This is a genomic window from Pseudomonas sp. HMSC076A11, from assembly GCF_001810205.1.
Taxonomy (GTDB): domain Bacteria; phylum Pseudomonadota; class Gammaproteobacteria; order Pseudomonadales; family Pseudomonadaceae; genus Pseudomonas; species Pseudomonas aeruginosa.
On sequence record NZ_KV800279.1, the window covers coordinates 1 to 19,267 of the forward strand.

Annotated in this window: 20 protein-coding genes; 6 read left to right on the plus strand and 14 right to left on the minus strand. The window is 66.7% G+C overall.

Annotation, left to right across the window (positions count from 1 at the left end; all coding sequences use genetic code 11):
* Positions 1-73: 73 nt before the first annotated feature.
* The 3 genes from pyk to HMPREF2716_RS05455 all read right to left on the minus strand — a co-directional run bounded on the left by pyk (position 74) and on the right by HMPREF2716_RS05455 (position 3,413).
* Positions 74-1,525: a pyruvate kinase gene (pyk, locus tag HMPREF2716_RS05445; protein ID WP_003141226.1), complete on the minus strand. Its 1,452-nt coding sequence runs from the start codon at positions 1,523-1,525 to the stop codon at positions 74-76.
* 82 nt (positions 1,526-1,607) lie between these two features.
* Positions 1,608-2,522, minus strand: coding sequence for a universal stress protein (locus tag HMPREF2716_RS05450; RefSeq protein ID WP_023518058.1), 915 nt, complete (start codon positions 2,520-2,522; stop codon positions 1,608-1,610).
* A gap of 84 nt (positions 2,523-2,606) precedes the next feature.
* Positions 2,607-3,413, minus strand: a complete 807-nt coding sequence (locus HMPREF2716_RS05455) for a tetratricopeptide repeat protein (RefSeq protein WP_003101159.1) — start codon at positions 3,411-3,413, stop codon at positions 2,607-2,609.
* 93 nt (positions 3,414-3,506) lie between these two features.
* Here HMPREF2716_RS05455 and HMPREF2716_RS05460 point away from each other — a divergent pair, with 93 nt between their 5' ends.
* From HMPREF2716_RS05460 to HMPREF2716_RS05470, 3 genes are all read left to right on the plus strand, one after another.
* Positions 3,507-3,890: a tetratricopeptide repeat protein gene (locus HMPREF2716_RS05460; RefSeq protein ID WP_003120855.1), complete on the plus strand. Its 384-nt coding sequence runs from the start codon at positions 3,507-3,509 to the stop codon at positions 3,888-3,890.
* 102 nt (positions 3,891-3,992) lie between these two features.
* Positions 3,993-4,415 carry a DUF4124 domain-containing protein gene (locus HMPREF2716_RS05465; protein WP_003093901.1) on the plus strand — a complete coding sequence of 141 codons (423 nt, stop codon included), beginning with the start codon at positions 3,993-3,995 and terminating at the stop codon, positions 4,413-4,415.
* A 60-nt stretch (positions 4,416-4,475) separates the two neighbouring features.
* The gene (locus HMPREF2716_RS05470; protein WP_003093898.1) at positions 4,476-4,835 is read left to right on the plus strand and encodes a PilZ domain-containing protein; all 360 of its coding nucleotides are present in this window, start codon (positions 4,476-4,478) and stop codon (positions 4,833-4,835) included.
* 4 nt (positions 4,836-4,839) lie between these two features.
* Here the strand turns inward: HMPREF2716_RS05470 and HMPREF2716_RS05475 are convergent, their stop codons facing one another.
* Genes HMPREF2716_RS05475 through HMPREF2716_RS05505 form a run of 7 tightly spaced genes read right to left on the minus strand, consistent with a single transcriptional unit; the run spans position 4,840 to position 12,547 of the window.
* A complete protein-coding gene (locus HMPREF2716_RS05475; protein WP_023518057.1) occupies positions 4,840-6,171 on the minus strand; it encodes a DUF58 domain-containing protein in 1,332 nt (443 codons plus the stop codon).
* Positions 6,168-7,175, minus strand: a complete 1,008-nt coding sequence (locus HMPREF2716_RS05480) for an AAA family ATPase (protein WP_003093896.1) — start codon at positions 7,173-7,175, stop codon at positions 6,168-6,170. Before HMPREF2716_RS05480 ends, HMPREF2716_RS05475 begins: the two co-directional genes overlap by 4 nt.
* Complete coding sequence (locus HMPREF2716_RS05485) at positions 7,172-8,443, minus strand: DUF4350 domain-containing protein (protein WP_003112781.1); 1,272 nt, start codon at positions 8,441-8,443, stop codon at positions 7,172-7,174. The genes HMPREF2716_RS05480 and HMPREF2716_RS05485 overlap by 4 nt, the downstream gene beginning before the upstream one ends.
* Positions 8,440-10,011, minus strand: coding sequence for a DUF4129 domain-containing protein (locus HMPREF2716_RS05490; RefSeq protein ID WP_003161496.1), 1,572 nt, complete (start codon positions 10,009-10,011; stop codon positions 8,440-8,442). Before HMPREF2716_RS05490 ends, HMPREF2716_RS05485 begins: the two co-directional genes overlap by 4 nt.
* The gene (locus HMPREF2716_RS05495; protein ID WP_003134640.1) at positions 9,998-10,978 is read right to left on the minus strand and encodes a stage II sporulation protein M; all 981 of its coding nucleotides are present in this window, start codon (positions 10,976-10,978) and stop codon (positions 9,998-10,000) included. The genes HMPREF2716_RS05490 and HMPREF2716_RS05495 overlap by 14 nt, the downstream gene beginning before the upstream one ends.
* Positions 10,975-11,772: an RDD family protein gene (locus HMPREF2716_RS05500; protein ID WP_003123273.1), complete on the minus strand. Its 798-nt coding sequence runs from the start codon at positions 11,770-11,772 to the stop codon at positions 10,975-10,977. The genes HMPREF2716_RS05495 and HMPREF2716_RS05500 overlap by 4 nt, the downstream gene beginning before the upstream one ends.
* Positions 11,773-11,809: 37 nt before the next feature.
* Entirely contained in the window at positions 11,810-12,547 is a 738-nt protein-coding gene (locus HMPREF2716_RS05505; RefSeq protein ID WP_003101171.1) for a hypothetical protein, read from the minus strand.
* 224 nt (positions 12,548-12,771) lie between these two features.
* On the opposite strand from HMPREF2716_RS05505, the gene sbcB reads away from it, so the two are divergent.
* Positions 12,772-14,214 carry an exodeoxyribonuclease I gene (sbcB, locus tag HMPREF2716_RS05510; protein WP_003120852.1) on the plus strand — a complete coding sequence of 481 codons (1,443 nt, stop codon included), beginning with the start codon at positions 12,772-12,774 and terminating at the stop codon, positions 14,212-14,214.
* 84 nt (positions 14,215-14,298) lie between these two features.
* On the opposite strand, the gene mvaT is transcribed toward sbcB, so the two are convergent.
* The gene (gene mvaT / locus HMPREF2716_RS05515) at positions 14,299-14,673 is read right to left on the minus strand and encodes a histone-like nucleoid-structuring protein MvaT (RefSeq protein ID WP_003093888.1); all 375 of its coding nucleotides are present in this window, start codon (positions 14,671-14,673) and stop codon (positions 14,299-14,301) included.
* A 259-nt stretch (positions 14,674-14,932) separates the two neighbouring features.
* Here mvaT and purU point away from each other — a divergent pair, with 259 nt between their 5' ends.
* Positions 14,933-15,784, plus strand: a complete 852-nt coding sequence (gene purU / locus HMPREF2716_RS05520; protein WP_003101174.1) for a formyltetrahydrofolate deformylase — start codon at positions 14,933-14,935, stop codon at positions 15,782-15,784.
* 49 nt (positions 15,785-15,833) lie between these two features.
* On the plus strand, positions 15,834-16,046 hold the full coding sequence (locus HMPREF2716_RS05525) for a hypothetical protein (protein ID WP_003101176.1): 213 nt from the start codon (positions 15,834-15,836) through the stop codon (positions 16,044-16,046).
* On the opposite strand, the gene HMPREF2716_RS05530 is transcribed toward HMPREF2716_RS05525, so the two are convergent.
* Genes HMPREF2716_RS05530 through HMPREF2716_RS05540 form a run of 3 tightly spaced genes read right to left on the minus strand, consistent with a single transcriptional unit; the run spans position 16,021 to position 18,888 of the window.
* Positions 16,021-17,022: a glucosaminyl phosphatidylglycerol flippase gene (locus tag HMPREF2716_RS05530; RefSeq protein WP_003120851.1), complete on the minus strand. Its 1,002-nt coding sequence runs from the start codon at positions 17,020-17,022 to the stop codon at positions 16,021-16,023. The two genes, HMPREF2716_RS05525 and HMPREF2716_RS05530, sit on opposite strands and share 26 nt — an antisense overlap.
* Positions 17,019-17,780 carry an N-acetylglucosaminyl phosphatidylglycerol deacetylase gene (locus tag HMPREF2716_RS05535; protein ID WP_023090821.1) on the minus strand — a complete coding sequence of 254 codons (762 nt, stop codon included), beginning with the start codon at positions 17,778-17,780 and terminating at the stop codon, positions 17,019-17,021. The genes HMPREF2716_RS05530 and HMPREF2716_RS05535 overlap by 4 nt, the downstream gene beginning before the upstream one ends.
* On the minus strand, positions 17,773-18,888 hold the full coding sequence (locus tag HMPREF2716_RS05540) for an N-acetylglucosaminyl phosphatidylglycerol synthase (RefSeq protein WP_003101181.1): 1,116 nt from the start codon (positions 18,886-18,888) through the stop codon (positions 17,773-17,775). The genes HMPREF2716_RS05535 and HMPREF2716_RS05540 overlap by 8 nt, the downstream gene beginning before the upstream one ends.
* Between the last annotated feature and the right edge of the window lie 379 nt (positions 18,889-19,267).

The window sequence follows — 19,267 nt, forward strand, 5'->3', positions numbered from 1 at the left end:
CGGTTATTCGCCCTACACCAGGTTGGGCCAGCGGGGCTCCGGTCCGTAGGGCGGATAACGCCGCGACGTGCGCTTATACCAGCAGGTCGCCGACGTGCAGCACCTTCATGGTGTTGGTGCCGCCCTGGGCGGTGTAGCTGTCGCCCTTGGTCAGGATCACCCAGTCGCCCTTGGTCACCACGCCGCGCTTGAGCAACTCGTCGACCGCGGCCTGGCTGACCTTCTCCGCCGGCAGCGCCGCCGGGTCGAAGGGGATGGTTTCCACGCCGCGGAACATCGCCACGCGAGCCTGAGTCTCGCGGTGCGGGGAGTAGGCGTAAATCGGTACCGACGAGCGGATGCGCGACATGATCAGCGGGGTGAAGCCGCTTTCGGTCAGGCAGATGATCGCCTTGATCCCCGGGAAGTGGTTGGCCGTGTACATCGACGCCAGGGCGATGCTCTCGTCGCAGCGGTCGAAGGTCTGGCCGAGGCGGTGGCTGGATTTCTGGCTGGTCGGGTGCTTCTCGGCGCCCTGGCAGACGCGGGCCATGGCTTGCACCGCTTCCACCGGGTACTCGCCGGCGGCGCTTTCCGCCGAGAGCATCACCGCATCGGTGTAGTCGAGCACGGCGTTGGCCACGTCGGAGACTTCCGCGCGGGTCGGCATCGGGCTGTGGATCATCGACTCCATCATCTGGGTCGCGGTGATCACCACTTTATTGTTGCGGCGGGCGTGCAGGATGATCTTCTTCTGGATGCCGACCAGCTCGGCATCGCCGATTTCCACGCCGAGGTCGCCACGGGCCACCATCACCGCGTCGCTGGCACGAATCAGGCCGTCGAGGGCGTCGTCGTCGGCGACCGCCTCGGCGCGCTCGATCTTGGCCACCAGCCAGGCCTTGCCACCGGCCTCGGTGAGCAGGCGGCGGGCGTATTCCATGTCCTTGGCGTCGCGCGGGAAGGAAACGGCCACGTAGTCCAGGTCCATGTCCGCGGCCAGCTTGATGTCGGCCTTGTCCTTGTCGGTCAGCGCCGGCGCGGTGAGACCGCCGCCGCGGCGGTTGATGCCCTTGTGGTCGGACAGCGGGCCGCCGATCAGCACCCGGCAGCGCAGTTCGTCGGCGGCGACTTCCTCGACCACCATCACCACCCGGCCGTCGTCCAGCAGCAGTTCATCGCCGACCCCGCAGTCCTTCACCAGGTCCGGGTAGTCGATGCCGACCACTTCCTGGGTACCGGCGTCGCGGGCGTGGCTGGTGGAGAAGCGGAACTTGTCGCCGACCTGCAATTCGATGCGCTTGTTGGCGAACTTGGCGATGCGGATCTTCGGTCCTTGCAGGTCGCCGAGCAGGGCGACGAAGCGGCCGTGCTTGGCCGCCAGTTCGCGCACCAGCCTGGCGCGGGCGCGGTGTTCATCGGGGGTGCCGTGGGAGAAGTTGAGGCGGGCGACGTCGATCCCGGCCAGGATCAGTTGCTCCAGCACTTCCGGGGAATTGCTGGCTGGGCCGAGGGTGGCGACGATTTTGGTGCGGCGAACGGACATGCAAAGGACTCCTTGGATAACGCTGGCGTGCAGGCTACCACCGGCGAGGCTCGGCGGCGACTGCGGAGTCATACTATCTGCATCAGATGTCATTTGTCGGTTTGAGCACCAGCAGGTCGCATTCCACCTCCTCCAGGACGCGTTCGGCGGTCTGCCCGATCAGCGCGTTGTCCAGGTGCCCCCGGGCGACCGCGCCCATCAGCAGCAGGTCGATGTCGTTGGCCCGGACGAAGTCGGGGATCGCCTGCTCGGCATAGCCGGCCAGCAGGTGGCGGCGCTCCGCGGCGATCTCCGGGTAGGCTGCCAGCAGGTCGTCGAAGGACTGGCGGTGACGTTCCTCATGTTGCAGCACGAAACGCTCGTAGCCGGCGAGCATTTCCGCGTCGAACAGCAGGCTGCGCGGCATCGCCGCGTGGGTATGCAGGTAGTCGGCGCGCAGCCCCAGGCTGGCTTCGAGCTGGCGGGCGGCGGCGATCAGCCGGTGATCGAGGGCGGCCGGCTTGTCGCTGGCATGCAGCGGGTCGAGCGCCGCGCACAGGCGCTGGCCGCGCCAGGCGTCGTGATGGACCAGCCAGAGCGGCTGCGGGCAGTGGCGGATCAATTGCCAGTCGCTGTTGCCCAGTAGCAGGCGGCGCAGCAGGTTGTGCTTGCGGGTGCTCTTGAGGACCAGGTCGGGCCGGGTTTCGCCGACCCGTTGTAGGACCATCCGGTCCAGCGGCTTGCCCCACTGGGCCTCGACCTGAGTGCGGATGCCGGCCTGCTGCAGCGGCATGGAAAGCTGCTCCAGCCAGGTGACCCGTTCGTCCAGGTAAAGGTCGCGGGCACGCTGCAGCGAGTGACTGTCGAAGAACAGCCCGCCGTCCAGCGCCGGGTTGAAGTCGCACAGCAGCAACTCGACGCTGGCACCGCTGCGTTCGGCGATCCACTGGGCACGGGTAAGGGCCGGCTGTTCGTCGCTGCTCGGGTCGACGACCACCAGCAGGTTATGCAGGTTCATGACAACGCTCCTGGCATTGGGCGGGAATGCCATTGCAGACCAGGCGCCGCGACGGGCGCTTGATCTGGGTCAGTCCGGCGGGGATCAGCGAGGTTGCACGTTGAGCGCCTGGTCGAGGTGCCGGCCGGCCTTGTTCGACAATTCGCCTTCAGGATAGTCGAGCAACTGGCGGCGCAGGTATTCGATGGCCTTGTCGCGGTTCGGGTGCGGGTTGTCCGGCGCCAGGTACATCAGGCCGAGCTGGTAGAGGGCCTTTTCCTTTATACCGGCAGGAATCGCCGGATCGTTGACCGCCAGCAGGTAGAGTTCGGCAGCCTCGTCGACGCGATCCTTGAGCACCGCGCGGCGCGACAGCAGGGTCATGTCCGGGTCGAGGCTGGTCTTGTAGAGGTCGAGGTTCTGCTGTGGCTTCCAGGTGGCGAGCAATTCGCGGGCGCTCTTCTGCACCGGCTCCCTGGCTCGCTGCCGCATCGCCAGCAGGCGCGCCTGGGCATGCTCGGCGGCGTGGGTGCCGGGGAACTCGCGGACCACGCGCTGGAAGTAGTCGGTGGCCTTGGCGTCGTCGCGCTGGTCGTTGTAGCGGCTCATGTAGATCAGGCCGATCTGGTACAGCGAGATACCGCGCACCTCGGCGCTGTAGCGGCGATTGTCGTAGCCGGTGAGGTAGAGCTTTTCCGCCTCGGCGCTCCTGTTGTCGCGGATCGCCATGGCGCTGTAGGTCAGCAGGTCGCCTTCCTCCTCGATGGCGGCGGTCATGCGGTTGCTCTTCATCTGCTTGTATTCGGCGACTTCGCCAGTGGTCACCTGGGCGACGAACAGCGGCGTGGTCGGCGAGCAGGCGGCCAGCAGCGACAGCAACGGGAGCAGGACGAGACGGCGGGCGAAGCGCATGGCATCTCCTTGGCGCCAGGGCGAGGGGCATCCCAGTCTAGTCAGGCCCTTCAGTCACGCCAATACGCGCCGATACAGTTCCCAACGGAGGATATGCCTATGCGAAGCTTGATCGTTGCCTGCCTGGCGCTGAGTGCCACCGGTTGTAACAGCTGGTCGCTGAACAGCGACCTGAACGGGGCCTACCGCGCCTACGACAAAGGCGATTGCGCACAGGTGATGCTCGACCTGTCGCGGGCCGAACGGCGGATTCGCGCGCGGCCCTACCTGCAGCCGGAAATCTCGCTGCTGCGCGGCCAGTGCCTGGAACGCCAGAGCCTGTTCGTCGACGCGGCGCAGACCTACCACTTCATCATCGCCCGTTACCCCACCAGCGAATATGCCTACCGTGCCAAGGCGCGGCTGGAGACGTTGCGCCAGCTGGGCCGGCTGAGCGAGACGCCGGCCTCGGCCAGCGCCGTGCCGACCCGCCTGTAGGCGGCCGGGAGGGATTGGACGGGCGTTCAGGCTGACCGTCGGTCGCATGGGACACCGGTCTATCCGGTAAGCTTCGCCCTGGATTTCACGGAGGAGGTTCGCATGCGTGCCCTGTGGTTCTGTGTCGCCCTGATGCCCGTGCTGGCGCAGGCGGACATCTATCGCTGGACCGATGCCCAGGGCAAGGTACACTTCTCCGCCACGCCACCGGCCGGCGCGCAACGCGTCGAAGTCAGGCCGCAGGTGGTGGAACGTGACGCCGCGACCCGCCAGCGCGAGCAGCGCACCCAGGAGTATTTCGATGCTCGTCGCGAGGAACGCACCGCCGCCGCCGAACGTGCCGGCCAGCGCCAGGCTGCGCTGGCCGAGGAATGCGGGCGCTTGCGGCAACAGTTGTCCCAGCTCGAACGCGGCGGCCGCTTCTATCGGCAGGACGCCGGCGGCGGGCCGGTTTATCTGAGCGATGCCGAGCTGGACGCCATTCGTCGCGAACTGGCCTCGCGGGAGTCCGAACGCTGCCGCTGAGCTTGTTCCCCGAGCGCCGGCATCGTCATACTGGACTGCAAATCATAGCGAAATGCCATTATGGGTCTTCAACGACATATCCAGCGCCATCAGTTGCCCAGCTACCTGAAGGTGTTCAATCGCATCACCGATAAGCCGATGGGCTACATCGGCAACGTCTCCGAGGACGGCCTGCTGCTGATCAGCCAATTGCCGATGCTGGTCGGCGCGCGTTTCGAACTGCGCCTGAAGGTTCCGGGACTGGGCGGTCGCCCGCAATGCATCGATTTTTCCGCCGACTGCCGGTGGACCTGCGAGGACGTCACGCCCGGTCATTTCGATTCCGGCTTCCATCTGCTGGCGCCGCCCGCCGAATTCCTCGAACTGGTGGAGGCGCTGCGCCGCTACTTCAGCTTCCCCCGCCAGCCGCAGTCGGTCTGATCCGTCAAAGCACGCCGGCGCGCTTCCAGCCCAGGTAGCGGCTGATCAGCTCCGGCCCGAGTTCGCTGGGACGCGCATCGAGCACTGGCACGCCGTGGGCCGCGAGCTTCTCGTGGAGGCCGTTGCGCGCATTCAGGTAGTCGATGGTGCCGGTGTAGGCGAGCGCCTGCTCGTAGCGGGCGACCGGCTCCTGGCGCAGGGTGTCGAGCACTTCCTCGCGCAGGCTGGCGACCAGCACCCGGTGCTGGCGGCCCAGGCGTTTCACCGCGCCGAGCAGTTCTTCGTCGTCCTCGTCGCGCAGGTTGGTTACCAGGATCACCAGGGCCCGCCGCCGCTGGCGGGACAGCACCGCCTGCACGGCTTCCGGGAAATCGGCGGGACTCTGGCTGGTCTGCAGGTCGTAGACGGTGTTGAGCAGCGCGCCGAGCTGGGCGCTGCCCTTGCCCGGCGGGAGATGCCGGCGGTCGTCGCCGGCGAAGGTCATGGCGCCCACCGCGTCGCCCTGGCGCAGGGCCACGTAGGCCAGCAGCAGGCTGGCGTTGAGGGCATGGTCGAAGTGCGACAGGTCGCCGTCCTGGCTGCGCATGCGGCGGCCGCAGTCGAGCAGGAAGAGGATCTGCTGGTCGCGTTCGTCCTGGTATTCGCGGGCGATCGGCGTGCGTTTGCGAGCGGTGGCCTTCCAGTCGATCTGGCGCAGGGTGTCGCCGTCGCGGAATTCGCGCAACTGGTGGAACTCCAGGCCGAGGCCGCGGCGCTGGCCGCCGCGTACGCCGATCTGGTTGAGCCAGTGGTCGACCGCCATCAGTTCGGCGCCGTAGAGGCGGGCGAAGTCCGGGTAGACGCGGGTCTCGCCGCGTGCTTCCAGGTAGCGGCGCTGCCGCCACAGGCGCAGCGGGCTGGGCAGTTCCAGCTCGCAGCGGGGAAACACGAAGTGACCGCGGTTGAGCGGCCGCACCCGGTAGCCGACCTCGGTGCTTTCGCCCGGGCGCAGTTCGACCTCCTGCGGCAGGTACTCGAAATCCATGCCGGCCGGCAGGTGATCGAACAGGGTCAGGCGAACCGGACGCCGATAGGTGTGCTGCAGATGCAGGCGCACTTCGCTCCAGCGCCCCAGCGGCAGGTTGCCGCTGAGCTGGCGGCTCAGCTTCGGTACCGCCTGGCGGCGCGCCCACAGGGCGTCCAGCAGGCCGAGCAGGAGCAGCGCGGCGAGCGCCGCCCACCAGAATGTATGCAGTTGCGCAGGCAACCGCTGGCCGAGCGCCGACAGGCTGCCCAGGCCGATGGCCAGCAGCAGGAGCGCGGCGAACAGCGCCAGCAGGGCGCGCGATGGCTTCATACGCGGGGGGCCGGTACCTGGTCGAGCAACTGTTGCAGGACCTGGTCCACCGACAGCCCCTCGATGTCCAGCTCCGGAGACAGCCGGACCCGATGGCGCAGGACCGCCAGGGCACAGCCCTTGATGTCGTCCGGCACCACGAACTCGCCGCCGCGCAGCAGCGCCCGCGCCCGGCCGCAACGGACCAGGGCGATCGACGCGCGAGGTCCGGCGCCGAGGGCCAGGCCCGGCCAGTTGCGGGTGGTGCGGGCCAGGCGCACGGCATAGTCGAGGACCTGGTCGTCGATCGGCAGGTCGCTGGCGATCCGCTGCAGGGCGAGAACGTCCTTGTCCTTCAGCAGCGGCCGCAGGTTGGCCACGTCGAGCATGTCGCTGCGCGCGGAGCGGGTCACCTGGCGCACCAGGGTCTGTTCCTCGGCTTCGGCCGGGTAATCGATGCGCAGCTTGAGCATGAAGCGGTCGAGTTCGGCTTCCGGCAGCGGATAGGTGCCTTCCTGCTCGATCGGGTTCTGCGTCGCCAGCACCATGAACGGCTGCGGCACCGGCAGGGCGCGTCCTTCCAGGGTGACCTGGCGCTCCTGCATCACTTCCAGCAGGGCGGCCTGGGTCTTGGCCGGCGCGCGGTTGATCTCGTCCGCCAGCAGCAGGTGGGTGAACACCGGCCCCTTGCGCAGCTTGAACTGCTCGCTGGCGAGGTCGTATACGGCGTGGCCGGTGACGTCGCTGGGCATCAGGTCGGGGGTGAACTGGATGCGCGCGAAGCCGCCGTCGAAGCAGCGCGCCAGGGCGCGTACCAGCAGGGTCTTGCCGAGCCCCGGCACGCCTTCCACCAGCACGTGACCGCCGGCGAGCAACGCGGTGAGCACGTCGTCGATCACTGCGCCCTGGCCGATCAGGGCTTTCTGCAGTTCGCTGCGCAGGGCCTGGGCCAGCTGGCTGGCGCGCTGGCGCTGGAGCGCCGGGTTGGGCGCGGTGCTCGGTTGTTCGGGCGTCTGTTCGCTCATAGGGCATTCCTGAGGCTTTGCAGGTGGGCGACCTGGCGGGTGAAGTCGGCAGCGGAAAGGCGCTGCGCCGGATATGGGCGCATGGCCTGGCTGATGGCGCTGGGTGGCAGGCGGGTCATGCGCCCGAGGATCTGCCATTGCTCGGCGACGCCGAGCTGTTCGAAACCGGGGTGGCGACGCCGCGCCCTGCGCAGGATGTCGCGTTGCAGACCGTGCAGCAAGGCGACGTGGCCGCGCTGGCGGAGGAGGAAGTCGGCGCCGGCGCGCAGGTGTTCCTCCAGTTGCCGGCGCGAACGGCTGGCCACCGGCTGCAAGGGACCCTGGCGCAGCCCTGCGCGCCACAGGCCGGCGAGCAACAGCAGCAGCGCTGCCGCCAGGGCCTCGGGGAAGTGGCGGGCGAGCAGGGTGGCGAGGCTGTCGCGTTCGGCGCGGTAGAGCAGGGTCACCTGGTTGTCCTGGGTCAGGTACCAGAGCAGCCAGGCGTTGTCGTACTGCTCGATGTTGCGGTTCTGCCAGATCCAGGCGTCGGTGAGCACCGTGACCAGGCCCTTGCCGTGCTGCATCTGCAACAGGTGGGTGGCGTCGCCGCTGTTGGCCCAGGCGTAGGCGTGGTTCTGCGGATCGTAGAGGTGGTAGTCGGGATCGAAGCCGATGTAGGCCGGCGAGCGCTCGTTTTCCAGGTACAGGCGGGTCAGTGCGGAATAGTCCGGCACGCTGTCGGCGGGCTCTTCTTCCTCGCCGGCGGTGTCCTCCGGCGGCGCTTCGGTCGCGTGGTCGTCGACGCTACCTTCGTCGGCGTCGGCGTCGGCGGTTTCCTCGCTGGCCCGGTCCTGGCTGTCGTCGAAGTCCTCGGTGAGGTACTGGCGGATATCCAGGCTGTCGAGCAGCAGGTCGCCGCTCTTCTTCTCGTCCTCGTCCCACAGGCGTTCGGCGATCAGCACCAGATGCCCGCCCTGCTCGCTCCATTGCAGCAGGCGGCGAGCCTGGCCGGGAGTCATGCCGGAGCGGCTGCCGAGCAGGAGCAGGGTATGCCCGGAGGGCGGCAGTTCCTTGAGGACCTCAAGGCCGTCGGCGCGGCTCACCGTGACCCCCTGCTTGCGCAGGAACAGTTCGGCGGCCAGGTAGGGATTGCGCCGGGCCTCCGGCGATGGGCCGAGGTCGATCGTCTCCGTATAGGGTTGCAGGCGGCTGGCCAGGAAGATCGCCAGCAGCCCGGCCAGCAGCAGGAGCACGGCAAGCAACAGGAAGCGCGCGCGCCGGCTCATCATGGCTTGGCTCCCGCGGCGAAAAGGCTGCGCCAGCCGTCGCAGAGGCGCTGGCGAGCGTCGTCGGCCGGCAGCCGGTGGCCGTAGGCGAGCGCCTGCCATTGGGCGGTCAGCAGTTGGCTGTAGTGCAGCAGCGGCCGTTGTTGCTCCAGTCCTTCGACCAGGCGCAGGACCTCGCCCTCGGTATGGGAGCCCTTCAACGGCAGGCGGTAGTCATGCAGCAGCCGGCTGAGCAGCCCGCGGTAGAGCAGGCCGAGGGCTTCCCGTGGTTTCTCGTTCCAGAGCCGTTCGGCGTTGCCGGCGATGTCGTCGGGCAGGCTTTCCGGACTGAGATCGAGGCCGAACATCACCGTCGGCGCTTCGCGGCGGGCCCGTTGCGGCAAGCCCAGGTTGCCGACGAACAGGCGCAGCCATTCACGGTAGCGCCAGACCAGCAGGAACACCGCGCTGAACAGCAGCGCCCAGAGCAGCACTTCGATGACCTGCGCCGCGTGACGGAACGGCACCCAGTTGGCCAGGGCCTCGAAGAATGCCTTGAGCCGCTCTTCGTCCTCCTTGCGGCTGTCCTTTTTCTCGGTCTTGTCGCCGAAGCGCCAGCCCGTAACGGTCTCGCTGTTCTTGAACGGCGCGCCGTCGACGATCGCCCGGATCTGCTTGCCGGCCTGTTCGCTGTTGAGTTTCTGCCGCAGCAGGCGGGCCTGCTCGGGCGGCAGCTCGGCTTCGCCGGCGCTGGTGGCGGCCGCCGGCTCGGCGTAGGCGGAAGGGGCGGGCAGCCAGGCCAGCGAAGCGGCCAGGCCGAGCAGCAGGACATAGGCGCTGCCGACCAGACGCTGGCGCAGGCGGCGGAACACCAGCTCGATGTCCCAGGCCTCCAGTTCGGTGCGCCGGTTCAGGTAGAGGGTGAAGCCGCAGGCCACGTAGATCGGCTCCCAGACTACCAGCACCAGGACGTAGAGCAGGTTCGACAGGTGCTCCAGCCAGAGCCACTCGCCGGCTTCCGGGTCGAGCAGGCTCTGCCAGTTCCAGTCGATCTCGTTCTGCGCCGGGATCAGCAGGTAGAGAAGCATGGCGAAGCCGGCCCAGAGCGCCATTTCCAGGTGCACGCCGACCACGGTCAGCCAGGTCGCGCCGCCGGCGTTGCGCTGGGACAATACGATCAGGCGCTGGCTGCGGGGCTCCCCGGCGAGCCCTTCCAGTTGCAGGACCGGCAGGTCGAAGCTGCGCGTCGGACTGAAGCGGCGCCACAGCAGGCTGGCCGGCAACTGCTTCCTCAGCAGGGCGGGATAGGCGCGCAGGGCCTGCCTCAGGGTTGGCGTATCGCCGAACAGGGCGTGCGAGAGAATGTACAGCGGCAGCCGTTCGAAGGCCGGCTTGAGCCACCAGAAGATCAGGATCGCCAGGGTCGGATGCTGCCACAGCAGGAGGCTGAGCACGGCGAACAGCGGCAGGGTCAGCAACGCCCAGCTGCCCATCAGCAGGCGCGCATGGCGATGCGCCAGGAGGATGCCGAGGTCGAGCGCTTCCCAGGCGCTGCGCGGGCGGATCGCCACGCTGGCGTCAGTCAGGCGCATGGCGGCTCCGTCCGGCGAACAGGAAGTAGCTGCCGACCAGCAGCCAGAGGACCGCGCCGACCGCGTACTTCACCCGCGGCTCGAAATGACTGATGGAAGACCAATAGGCCTCGGTGAAGGCCGCCAGCAGCAACAGCACGATCACCCCGGCGATCAGTTGCACGCTGCGCCGGGCGGCCAGCCGCAGGGCTTCGCCGCGGGTCAGGCGACCTGGCGCGAGCAGCGCCCAGCCGAGCTTGAGGCCGGCGGCGCCGGCGAAGGTGATGGCGGTCAGTTCGAACGCGCCGTGGCCGATGACGAAGGGCCAGAAGGTCTGCACGTAGCCGATCTGCGTCAGGTGGCCGGCCACCGAACCGATCATCAGGCCATTGAACAGCAGGAAGAACAGGCTGCCGAGTCCCAGCAGCACGCCGCTGGCGAAGGTCTGAAAGGCGATGCCGATGTTGTTCATGATGTAGAAGCCGAACATTTCCCAGTCGTCGCTGGTGTCGCGTGCCCCCAACGGACCCAGGCGGGTGGTTTCCGGGGCGTACATAGACTCCATCTCGCTGACCTTGTCCGGGCTGACCACGCTGTAGATCAGGTCGGGAAAGTGATAAACCAGCAGCCCCATGAGCAGGGCGCTGCCGTAGAACAGCAGGCTGGCCACGGCGATGCTGCGCCACTCCTCGCGGACCAGGCGCGGCAGGCCGGCGAGCAGGAAGCCGAGGATGCGGCTGCCGAGCTGGCTGCGGTGCCGGTAGAACTGCTGGTGGCCGCGCATCGCCAGTTGCTGCAACTGGTCGATCAGGTGACTGCTGTAGCCGCGCTCCTGGGCCAGCGCCAGTTGTTGGCAGAGGCGCCGGTAATCGGCGGCGAAGTCGTCGCTGGAGCCTTCCAGCTTCTTGCCTTTCTCGAGGAAGGCGAGGCGTTTGTCGAAGCGTTGCCAGGCGGCCTGGTGGCGCTGTTCGAAGAGGCTCTGTTTCATGCGCTCTCCTGACGCAGGCCGAGAAAGCCGCGGGCGATGCCGTTGATCTCGGCCTGGGCGCGTACCGGCTCGACGCCCAGCGGTTCGGCGAGAATGCCCGCCAGTTCCTCGCGGCGTGCCGAGGAAAGCGCCGCGCCGCGTTCGGCGAAACCGAGGAAGGCGCGCTGTTCTTCCAGGCTCATGGGGAAGGGCGGCAGTTGCGGCTCGACGTCAGGCAGGCTGGGCCGGCTCAGTTCGGGTTCGCGGTAGACCACCAGGGTGCCGGCGGCGATGTCGCCCAGGCGCTTGAAGGCCGGATGGTTCAGGCAACAGAGCAGACCGAGGGCGTAGCCGAAGGGCAGGATGTCGGCGAAGCGCAGCAGGTTGCGCAGCAGCGACGCGGCCCAGCCCACCGGAGTGCCGTCGTCGTGGACGACGCGCAGTCCCATCATCTGCTTGCCGGGCGAGCGGCCCTGGTTGAGCACCTCGAAGAGGACCATGTACCACCAGGTCATGATGAAGGTCAGCAGCAGGCCGAGGCCGGCGCCGAGCTTGCCGAGGAACGCCAGGCCGAGCATCAGCACCAGCATGATCAGGCCGCGGATGCAGAGGTCGATGGTATAGGCCAGGGCCCGGGGGACGACGCCGGCGGGACGCAGGAGCAGGTCGATGCCTTCCGGCGTTTCCACGTGGTAGTGGGTGTCGAGGACCTCGGCGCCTGGCCGGGAGGCGGGCGCGACGAGGCGAGCGGCTGCGTTCGGTGGCATCGGGGGGCCGTGTCGGGGAAAGTCAGATGCTAGCCAGCGTGGCGTCATCAGGCAACCGGGCCGCCGCGACGGCCCGGTCTGCACCTCAGTTGCCCAGCGGGCGAACGCCGAAGATGGTGCGGTAGAGAATACCCATGGAGACGACGAACAGCGGGCCGGTCCAGATCAGGCCGATGAACAGCGGGATCATGCTCACCAGCATCAGCAGGCTCAGCACCAGCAGCAGGCCGAACACCTTGAACCAGTGGCGGCTGATGGCCTTGCGCGAGGTTTCCAGGGCCTGCCAGGGCGTCAGGCCGCGCTCGGCCACCAGCGGCAGGGCGAGCATGTAGGCGACGCTCAGGTAGAGACCGGGGATGATCAGCAGGAAGAAGCCGACGTAGACCATCAGCATCATCAGCAGGCCGGTGAGCAGCAGCGGCACCAGCATGCCGAAGTAGTTGAACATTTCGTTGAAGGTCGCCGGCTGGTCGGCGGCGCGGCGGATGCCGATCATGGTCAGGCCGGTGAAGAACGGGTAGCCCACCGCCGTGGCGACCAGGCTGGCGATCATCTGGCCGACCGCGAAGGCGATGGGATCGGCCTCGCTCATCAGGCCGATACCGCCGAAGAGCAGGGTGAGGATGAAGGTGATGGTCTGGATCACCACGCTGTAGACCACGAAGGCGCCGATCAGGATGCCTTTGACGCCCTTGATCTTGGCCCAGGCTTCGCTGATCACGTCGCCGATGCGGAAGTCGTAGTCGCCGATGACCGGCGGCACCGCCTGGGTCGGTTGCAGGGCGCTGGCGGGGGTGGCGTAGGGATTGCTGGTGTCGTTCATGGTGCTGTCCTTGTCAGTGAAACGGGCATCCGTGCGAGCGGAATGCTAGCGAGGGCGAAGGGGACAACGCAAGGTTCGGATGGCAGATATGCGCACTGACGCGCCCTGGCGGGCCGTGCCTACGGCGCTTTCCGTGAGTTCGTTGGAAAACCTGGAAATCCCCGAAGTGGGTCGCGAGCTTCGCGGCAGTCACTGGTAGACTGCCCGGTGCCGCCAGAAAGGGAATGACCGTGAACGCGAGTATTTTTTGGTACGACTACGAAACCACCGGCATCGACCCTCGCCGCGACCGGCCGTTGCAGATCGCCGGGATCCGCACGGACGAGGCGCTGAACGAGATCGGCGAGCCGATGAACCTGTATTGCCGTCCCAGCGACGATATCCTGCCCCACCCTATGGCTTGCCTGATCACCGGCATCACTCCCCAGCGGCTGGCCGAGCGGGGGCTGTCCGAGGCCGACTTCATGACCCGGGTACACGCCCAACTGGCGCAGCCGGCGACCTGCGTGGCCGGCTACAACTCCCTGCGCTTCGACGACGAAGTGACGCGCTACAGCCTGTACCGCAACTTCTTCGATCCCTACGCCCGCGAGTGGCAAGGCGGCAATAGCCGCTGGGACCTGATCGACATGGTCCGTACCGCCTATGCCCTGCGCCCGGAGGGCATCCAGTGGCCGCAGCTGGACGGCCGGCTGTCGCTGAAGCTGGAAATGCTCACCGCGGCGAACGGCCTGGAGCATGGGCAGGCCCACGACGCGCTTTCCGATGTCCGCGCCACCATTGCCCTGGCCCGCCTGATCCGTCAGCGCCAGCCGCGCCTGTACGATTACCTCTACCAGTTGCGCAGCAAGCACAAGGTGCTCGACCAGGTGCGCCTGCTGCAGCCGCTGGTGCATGTCTCCGGACGCTTTTCCGCGGAGCGCCATTTCCTCTCGGTGGTCCTGCCGCTGGCCTGGCACCCGCGCAACCGCAATGCTCTGATCGTCTGCGACCTCTGCGCCGATCCCGCGCCGCTGCTGGAGTTGTCGGCCGAAGACTTGCGCAGGCGCCTGTATACCCGTCGCGACGAACTGGCCGAGGGCGAGTTGCCGGTGCCGCTGAAGCAGATCCAGGTCAACCGTTGCCCGGTGGTGGCGCCGCTGTCGGTATTGCGCGCCGAGGATCGCCAGCGAACCGGCATCGAACTCGAGGAGTGCCAGCGAAAAGCCGAGCTGTTGCGCCAGCATCAAACCGTCTGGGCGGACAAACTGACAGCGCTATATGGCGAAGAAAGTTTCTCCGCCAGCGACGACCCCGAGCAACAGTTGTATGACGGATTTATTGGCGATCGGGATCGACGCCTTTGTGAACAGCTGCGCCTTGCCGAACCGGAGCAATTGGCCAAAGAACAATGGCCCTTCGACGATGCCCGTTTGCAGGAGTTGTTCTTCCGCTATCGTGCGCGAAATTTCCCGGAAACTTTAAATGTGGCCGAGCGCCAACAATGGGAAAGCTTCTGCCGCAATCGTTTGTCCCATGAAGAATACGGCGCACCGAATACTTTGCCGGCCTTCGAGGCGGCGCTGGAGGCTTGTCGGCAAGAGCAGGGCGGCACATTGCCGGCGGTACTTGCGGCCTGGCGCGATTACGCCGCGGAACTGCGTCAACGCTATTCGCTGGAGACTTGAGGGCGCAGGCAGAGGAGCCGATACAATCCGGCGGAAATGAAAAACGCCAGCACTGGGCTGGCGTTCTTCGTGGAACTGATTGGTTTAGCCGAGCAGGGTGGCCCAGCTCTCGACGGCCTCGGGGCCCCACTTGGCTTTCCACTCTTTCAAAGTCTTGTGGTTGCCGCCCTTGGTCTCGATGACTTCGCCGGTGTGCGGGTTCTTGTACTGCTTGACCTTGCGCGCGCGCTTGCCGGCAGGCGCCTTGGCGGTGCGGGTGCTCTTGCCGATCTTGGCGTCCGGATCGAGCAGGGAAATCACGTCACGCAGGGACTTCTGGTAAGTGCCCATCAGCGTGCGCAGCTTCTCTTCGAATTCCAGTTCTTTTTTCAGTTTGTCGTCTTGTTCCAGGGACTTCAGGCGCTCCTGAAGTTCCTTGATGGCTTCTTCCGTGGCGCGATATTCGTTGATCAGGGACATGTCAGGTACCTTGTCTGTGCTGAGTGGCGGTGGCGGGCATGTAAGTAGATTCAATAATAGTCAGGGCGAAACTGTAAGTAAACCGCGATGAAAACTTTTCTCGATGAAATTCAAAGTAATTAATTCCGCATCGGGATTGCCCTGTTGTGCGGGTTTATTCTCTCGCGCAACAGCCTGTCGAAAGACCTTCGCCGAGGCTGAACTTTTCCCGCCATGCCGCTAGAATGGCGGCCTTTCGCGATGTTTCTGGAGTATACCCATGCGCACTTTTCGGCTGGTGATCGCCTGTCCCGACGGGGTCGGGATCGTTGCCAAGGTGAGTAACTTCCTGGCCACCTACAATGGCTGGATCACCGAAGCCAGCCATCATTCCGACAACGATAACGGCTGGTTCTTCATGCGCCACGAGATCCGTGCCGACTCTCTGCCGTTCGACCTGGATGGCTTCCGCCAGGCTTTCGCCCCGATCGCCCGCGAATTCTCCATGGAATGGCGAATCACCGATTCCGAGGTGAAGAAGCGCGTGGTGCTGATGGCCAGCAAGGAGTCCCATTGCCTGGCCGATCTGCTGCACCGCTGGCACAGCGGCGAACTGGACTGCGAGATTCCCTGCGTGATCGCCAACCACGACGACCTGCGCAGCATGGTCGAGTGGCACGGCATCCCGTATTTCCACGTTCCCGTCGATCCGCAGGACAAGCAGCCGGCCTTCGATGAAGTTTCCCGGCTGATCGACGAACATGGCGCCGACTGCATCGTCCTGGCTCGCTACATGCAGATCCTGCCGCCGGACCTGTGCCGCAAGTACGCCCACCAGGTGATCAACATCCACCACAGCTTCCTGCCGTCCTTCATCGGCGCCAAGCCGTATCACCAGGCGTCGAAGCGCGGGGTCAAGCTGATCGGCGCGACCAGCCATTACGTGACCGAGGAACTGGATGCCGGTCCGATCATCGAGCAGGACGTGGTGCGGGTCACTCACCGCGACAACGTCGAAGACATGGTGCGGCTGGGCAAGGATGTGGAAAAACTGGTGCTCGCGCGCGGACTGCGCTATCACCTGGAAGACCGCGTACTGGTACACGGCAACAAGACGGTGGTGTTCGACTGAGTCGGCTTCCCTGGAATGCCGGCCAGGGCCGGCACCCGGAGGAACGAACATGAGCGATCCCAGGTCGGCGGGCACCGCCAGCCCGCCACCGACCCTCGGCGAGGGTTGCACAAGCCGTTACGACATCGACGCCCTCGGCGACGAGGACGGAACCGAGTTTCCCGGCGCGGCCGAACTCTGGCGGCGTATCCAGGAGAGCGCCAGCGAGACGGGCGAGGCTGACGCCGAGGATACGCTCAGGAAGAAGCCTCGCGACTGCTGATCAGCTTCTTCAGCAGCGGGCGTCCGGCGAGCACTGCGAACACCGGGCCGCCGGCGACGAGGTAGAAATAGAAGGTCACCGCTCGCCAGATGACGATGGCCGCCGCCGCCGTCGACTTGCCGATCATGGGGGCCAGCAGGGCCGCCGAGGTCAGCTCGGTGCCGCCGGCGCCGCCGGGGATCAGCGAGAGCTGTCCGGCGCTGAGCGAGACCATCTGGATCAGGAAGGTCCAGGCCCACTGGATATCCACTCCCAGGCCGCGCAGGGTCAGATCGAGCACGCTGAAGCGCAGCAGCCAGTGCGTACTGCTGAGAAGGAAGACCGCCAGCAGGCGTCGTTTCGGCAGGCGCAGGCTGTCGTGCAGGGCAATGCGGAAATGCAGGATCTTGCGGCCCCAGTGCAGGCGCTTGCGCGATGACACGCCGAGCCGCGCCAGAACCCGCCCGTTGAAGCGGATCACCTGGTGCAGGTAGCGGATCAGCATTACCGCGCCGACGAACAGGCCGACCAGGAATACCGCGCTGAAGATCAGGCTCGATTCCATGTTCGGGCTCAGCGAATGGCTGAGGGCATAGATCAGGATCGCGCCGAGGGCGCAGAGGAAGAACGTCAGGTCGGCCAACTGGTCGACCGCGAACACCGCGCTGGTCTGTGCCGGGCGCAGGCCGCGCCGGGCCAGCAGCGCCATCAGGGTCAACGGCCCGCCGCTGCCGCCCGGAGTGGCGCAGAAAGCGAATTCGCTGGCCATGATGATGCCGACGCTCTGCAATTGCCCGAGCTTGCCGGCGCGCCCGGCGAGCAGCAGGCGCAGGCGCAGGCCGTTGATGAACCAGCAGACCACGATCATGCCGAACATCAGCAGCAGACTGTCCAGCGGGAAGGCGCGCAAGCGCGGGAACATGTCGCTGCCGCCGAGCACCAGCGGAATCAGCGAGGCACCGATCAAACCGAACAGCAGTAACCAGCCTCGACTCATGCCGCGCGGTCCAGGGCGAGGTGGCGCTCCAGCCAGTCGATCTTGGTCAACGGCTGGCGCCCCTCGGATAGCAGGGTGCGCAGGGTACGCAGCCAGTATTCGCGGGAAAAGCGATGGCGCATGTCGACCGGATGGAGTCCGAGACGGATCACCGGCGCTGCGCGCCAGGCCCGGCGGCGCTGCTCGCTGAGCGCCCAGGAGAGGCCGCGACGCCAGGCACTGCGCGCGCTCCAGACCAGGCCGGGGGCCTCGATCGGTTGCAGGTGGGGAAGCAGATACAGGTTGGACGGGTCGCTGGTGTAGCGCAGCCCGCTCTCGCCGAGCGCCTGGCGGGTGCCGGCGCTCATCAGCCAGGCCGGCGCGACGAAACCGTGCAGCGGCCATCCGCGGCGGCGGAACAGCTCGATGCCGGCGGCCAGGCGGGTCTTGGCCTCGGCGTGGTCGAGGGCATAGAACTCTCCCTCCCAGGTGTAGATGCGACGCATGAAGTATTGCCCTGGAGTACGCGGTGGTGGGGCGTCATCGTAGTGATAGAAGCCGTGGAGAGCCAGTTCGTCACCCCGGGTTACCCGCCGCGAGAGCAGTTTGCAGAACTTTCCGTCGGCTTCCAGCGGGTTGCGATGGTGGAAGTCGGGCACTACCAGCCAGGTCATGGGGACCTCACCGAGCGCGTCCACGGCCTCGACGAAGGGCCGGTAGTCCGGCCAGGTTTCCGGGGCCACGTCGTGCAACACCAGCAGCAGGCTGCGTTCAGCCATAGCGCGGGAACCTCGCCTCGCTGTCGCCGAGTACCGCGTGGTAGTGCAGGAGCAGACCGGCGACCACCGCGTCCCAGGCATGCTGGCGCTCGACGTGACGGCGGGCGCGCTGGCCGCGCAGCTCGACGTCGTGGCTGAACAGTTCGCGCACCGCGCAGGCCATGGCGTCGCCGTTGTTCGGTGCGCAGAGCACGCCGCAACGCTCCGGGACTATTTCCGCCAGTGCCCCGGCGCGCACCGCCACCACCGGAATGCCGCTGGCCATCGCTTCGAGTGCGACCAGGCCGAAGGTCTCCTGGTCACCGGCGTGCAGCAGCGCGTCGCTGCTCGCCAGCAGGCGGGCGACTTCGCGGCTGTCGCAGAAATGGTCGACCACGCTGGTGTTGCGCGGAACCCGGGTCGGCATGTTGGAACCCACCAGCAACAGGTGATAGCCGTCGCCGAGGCGCTGGATGGCGTCGAGCAGTACCGGCAGGTTCTTTTCCCGCGAACCGCGCCCTGCGAACACCAGCAGGCGGGTTTCCTCGTCCAGGCCGAGTTCCTGGCGCAGCCCCGGATCGCGGTTGCTCGGATGGAAGGTGACCAGGTCGACGCCCAGCGGTTGTACATGCACGTCGGCGACGCCCAGGCGCATCAGCTTTTCCGCCATTACCCGGCTGGGGGCCAGGACCCGGTCGAAGTGGCCGTACAGCTTGCTGACGTAGTTGTCCGCGTTGGTGCCGAGCCAGGCGCCCATGCGATTGCTCACCAGCAGCGGCAGGTCGGAGTGGTAGAAGCCGATCACCGGCACGTCCAGCCGACGTCGCGCGTCGAGCGCCGCCCAGGCGGTGAGGTAGGGGTCGCCGACCTCGATCAGGTCCGGTTGTAGATTGCGCAGCACCTTGCGCCAGGGGCCGCGACGGAGAGGGAAGCGGTAGCCATTGCCGAATGGCAGCGGCGGCGCCGGCACCTCGTGGATGCCGTTCGCCTGGCGGTAGCTGGCGCCGGGAACCAGCACGCTGTGGCGAATGCCGGGATAGTGCCAGAGATGGCGATGCTTGGCTTCGAGATAGGTGCGTACCCCCCCGCTGGCAGGCGCGTAGAACATGGTCATATCGGCGATGTGCACGATGGGCCTTCCTCCGTTGAGCTTGTTCCTTCTGCCACTCAGTGGACCACCGGCACCGGCAGTCGTTCGAACGGTGTGCGGGAGCCGTGGGTAGCTTCAAGTCTAGGAAAGAAAGCGCGAGCCGGCGCGCTTGCGGCAGCCAGCGCGGGAATAGGTCGCAGAGGGAGCGGGCGGAGAGGAAGGCATGCCTCGGGAGGCATCCTGGCAGGATAAGGGTGAACAACGCCGTTGGCGTTGTTCACCCTACGAATGGCCGGGGGCAGGGCGGATAGCCGCGGCGCGATTATCCGCCGGTTCGGCTACGGCTCGGGCAGTGCTCAGATCTTGAAGCTGTCCACCAGCTGGCGCAGGCGCCCGGCCTGGGTTTCCAGCTCGCCGC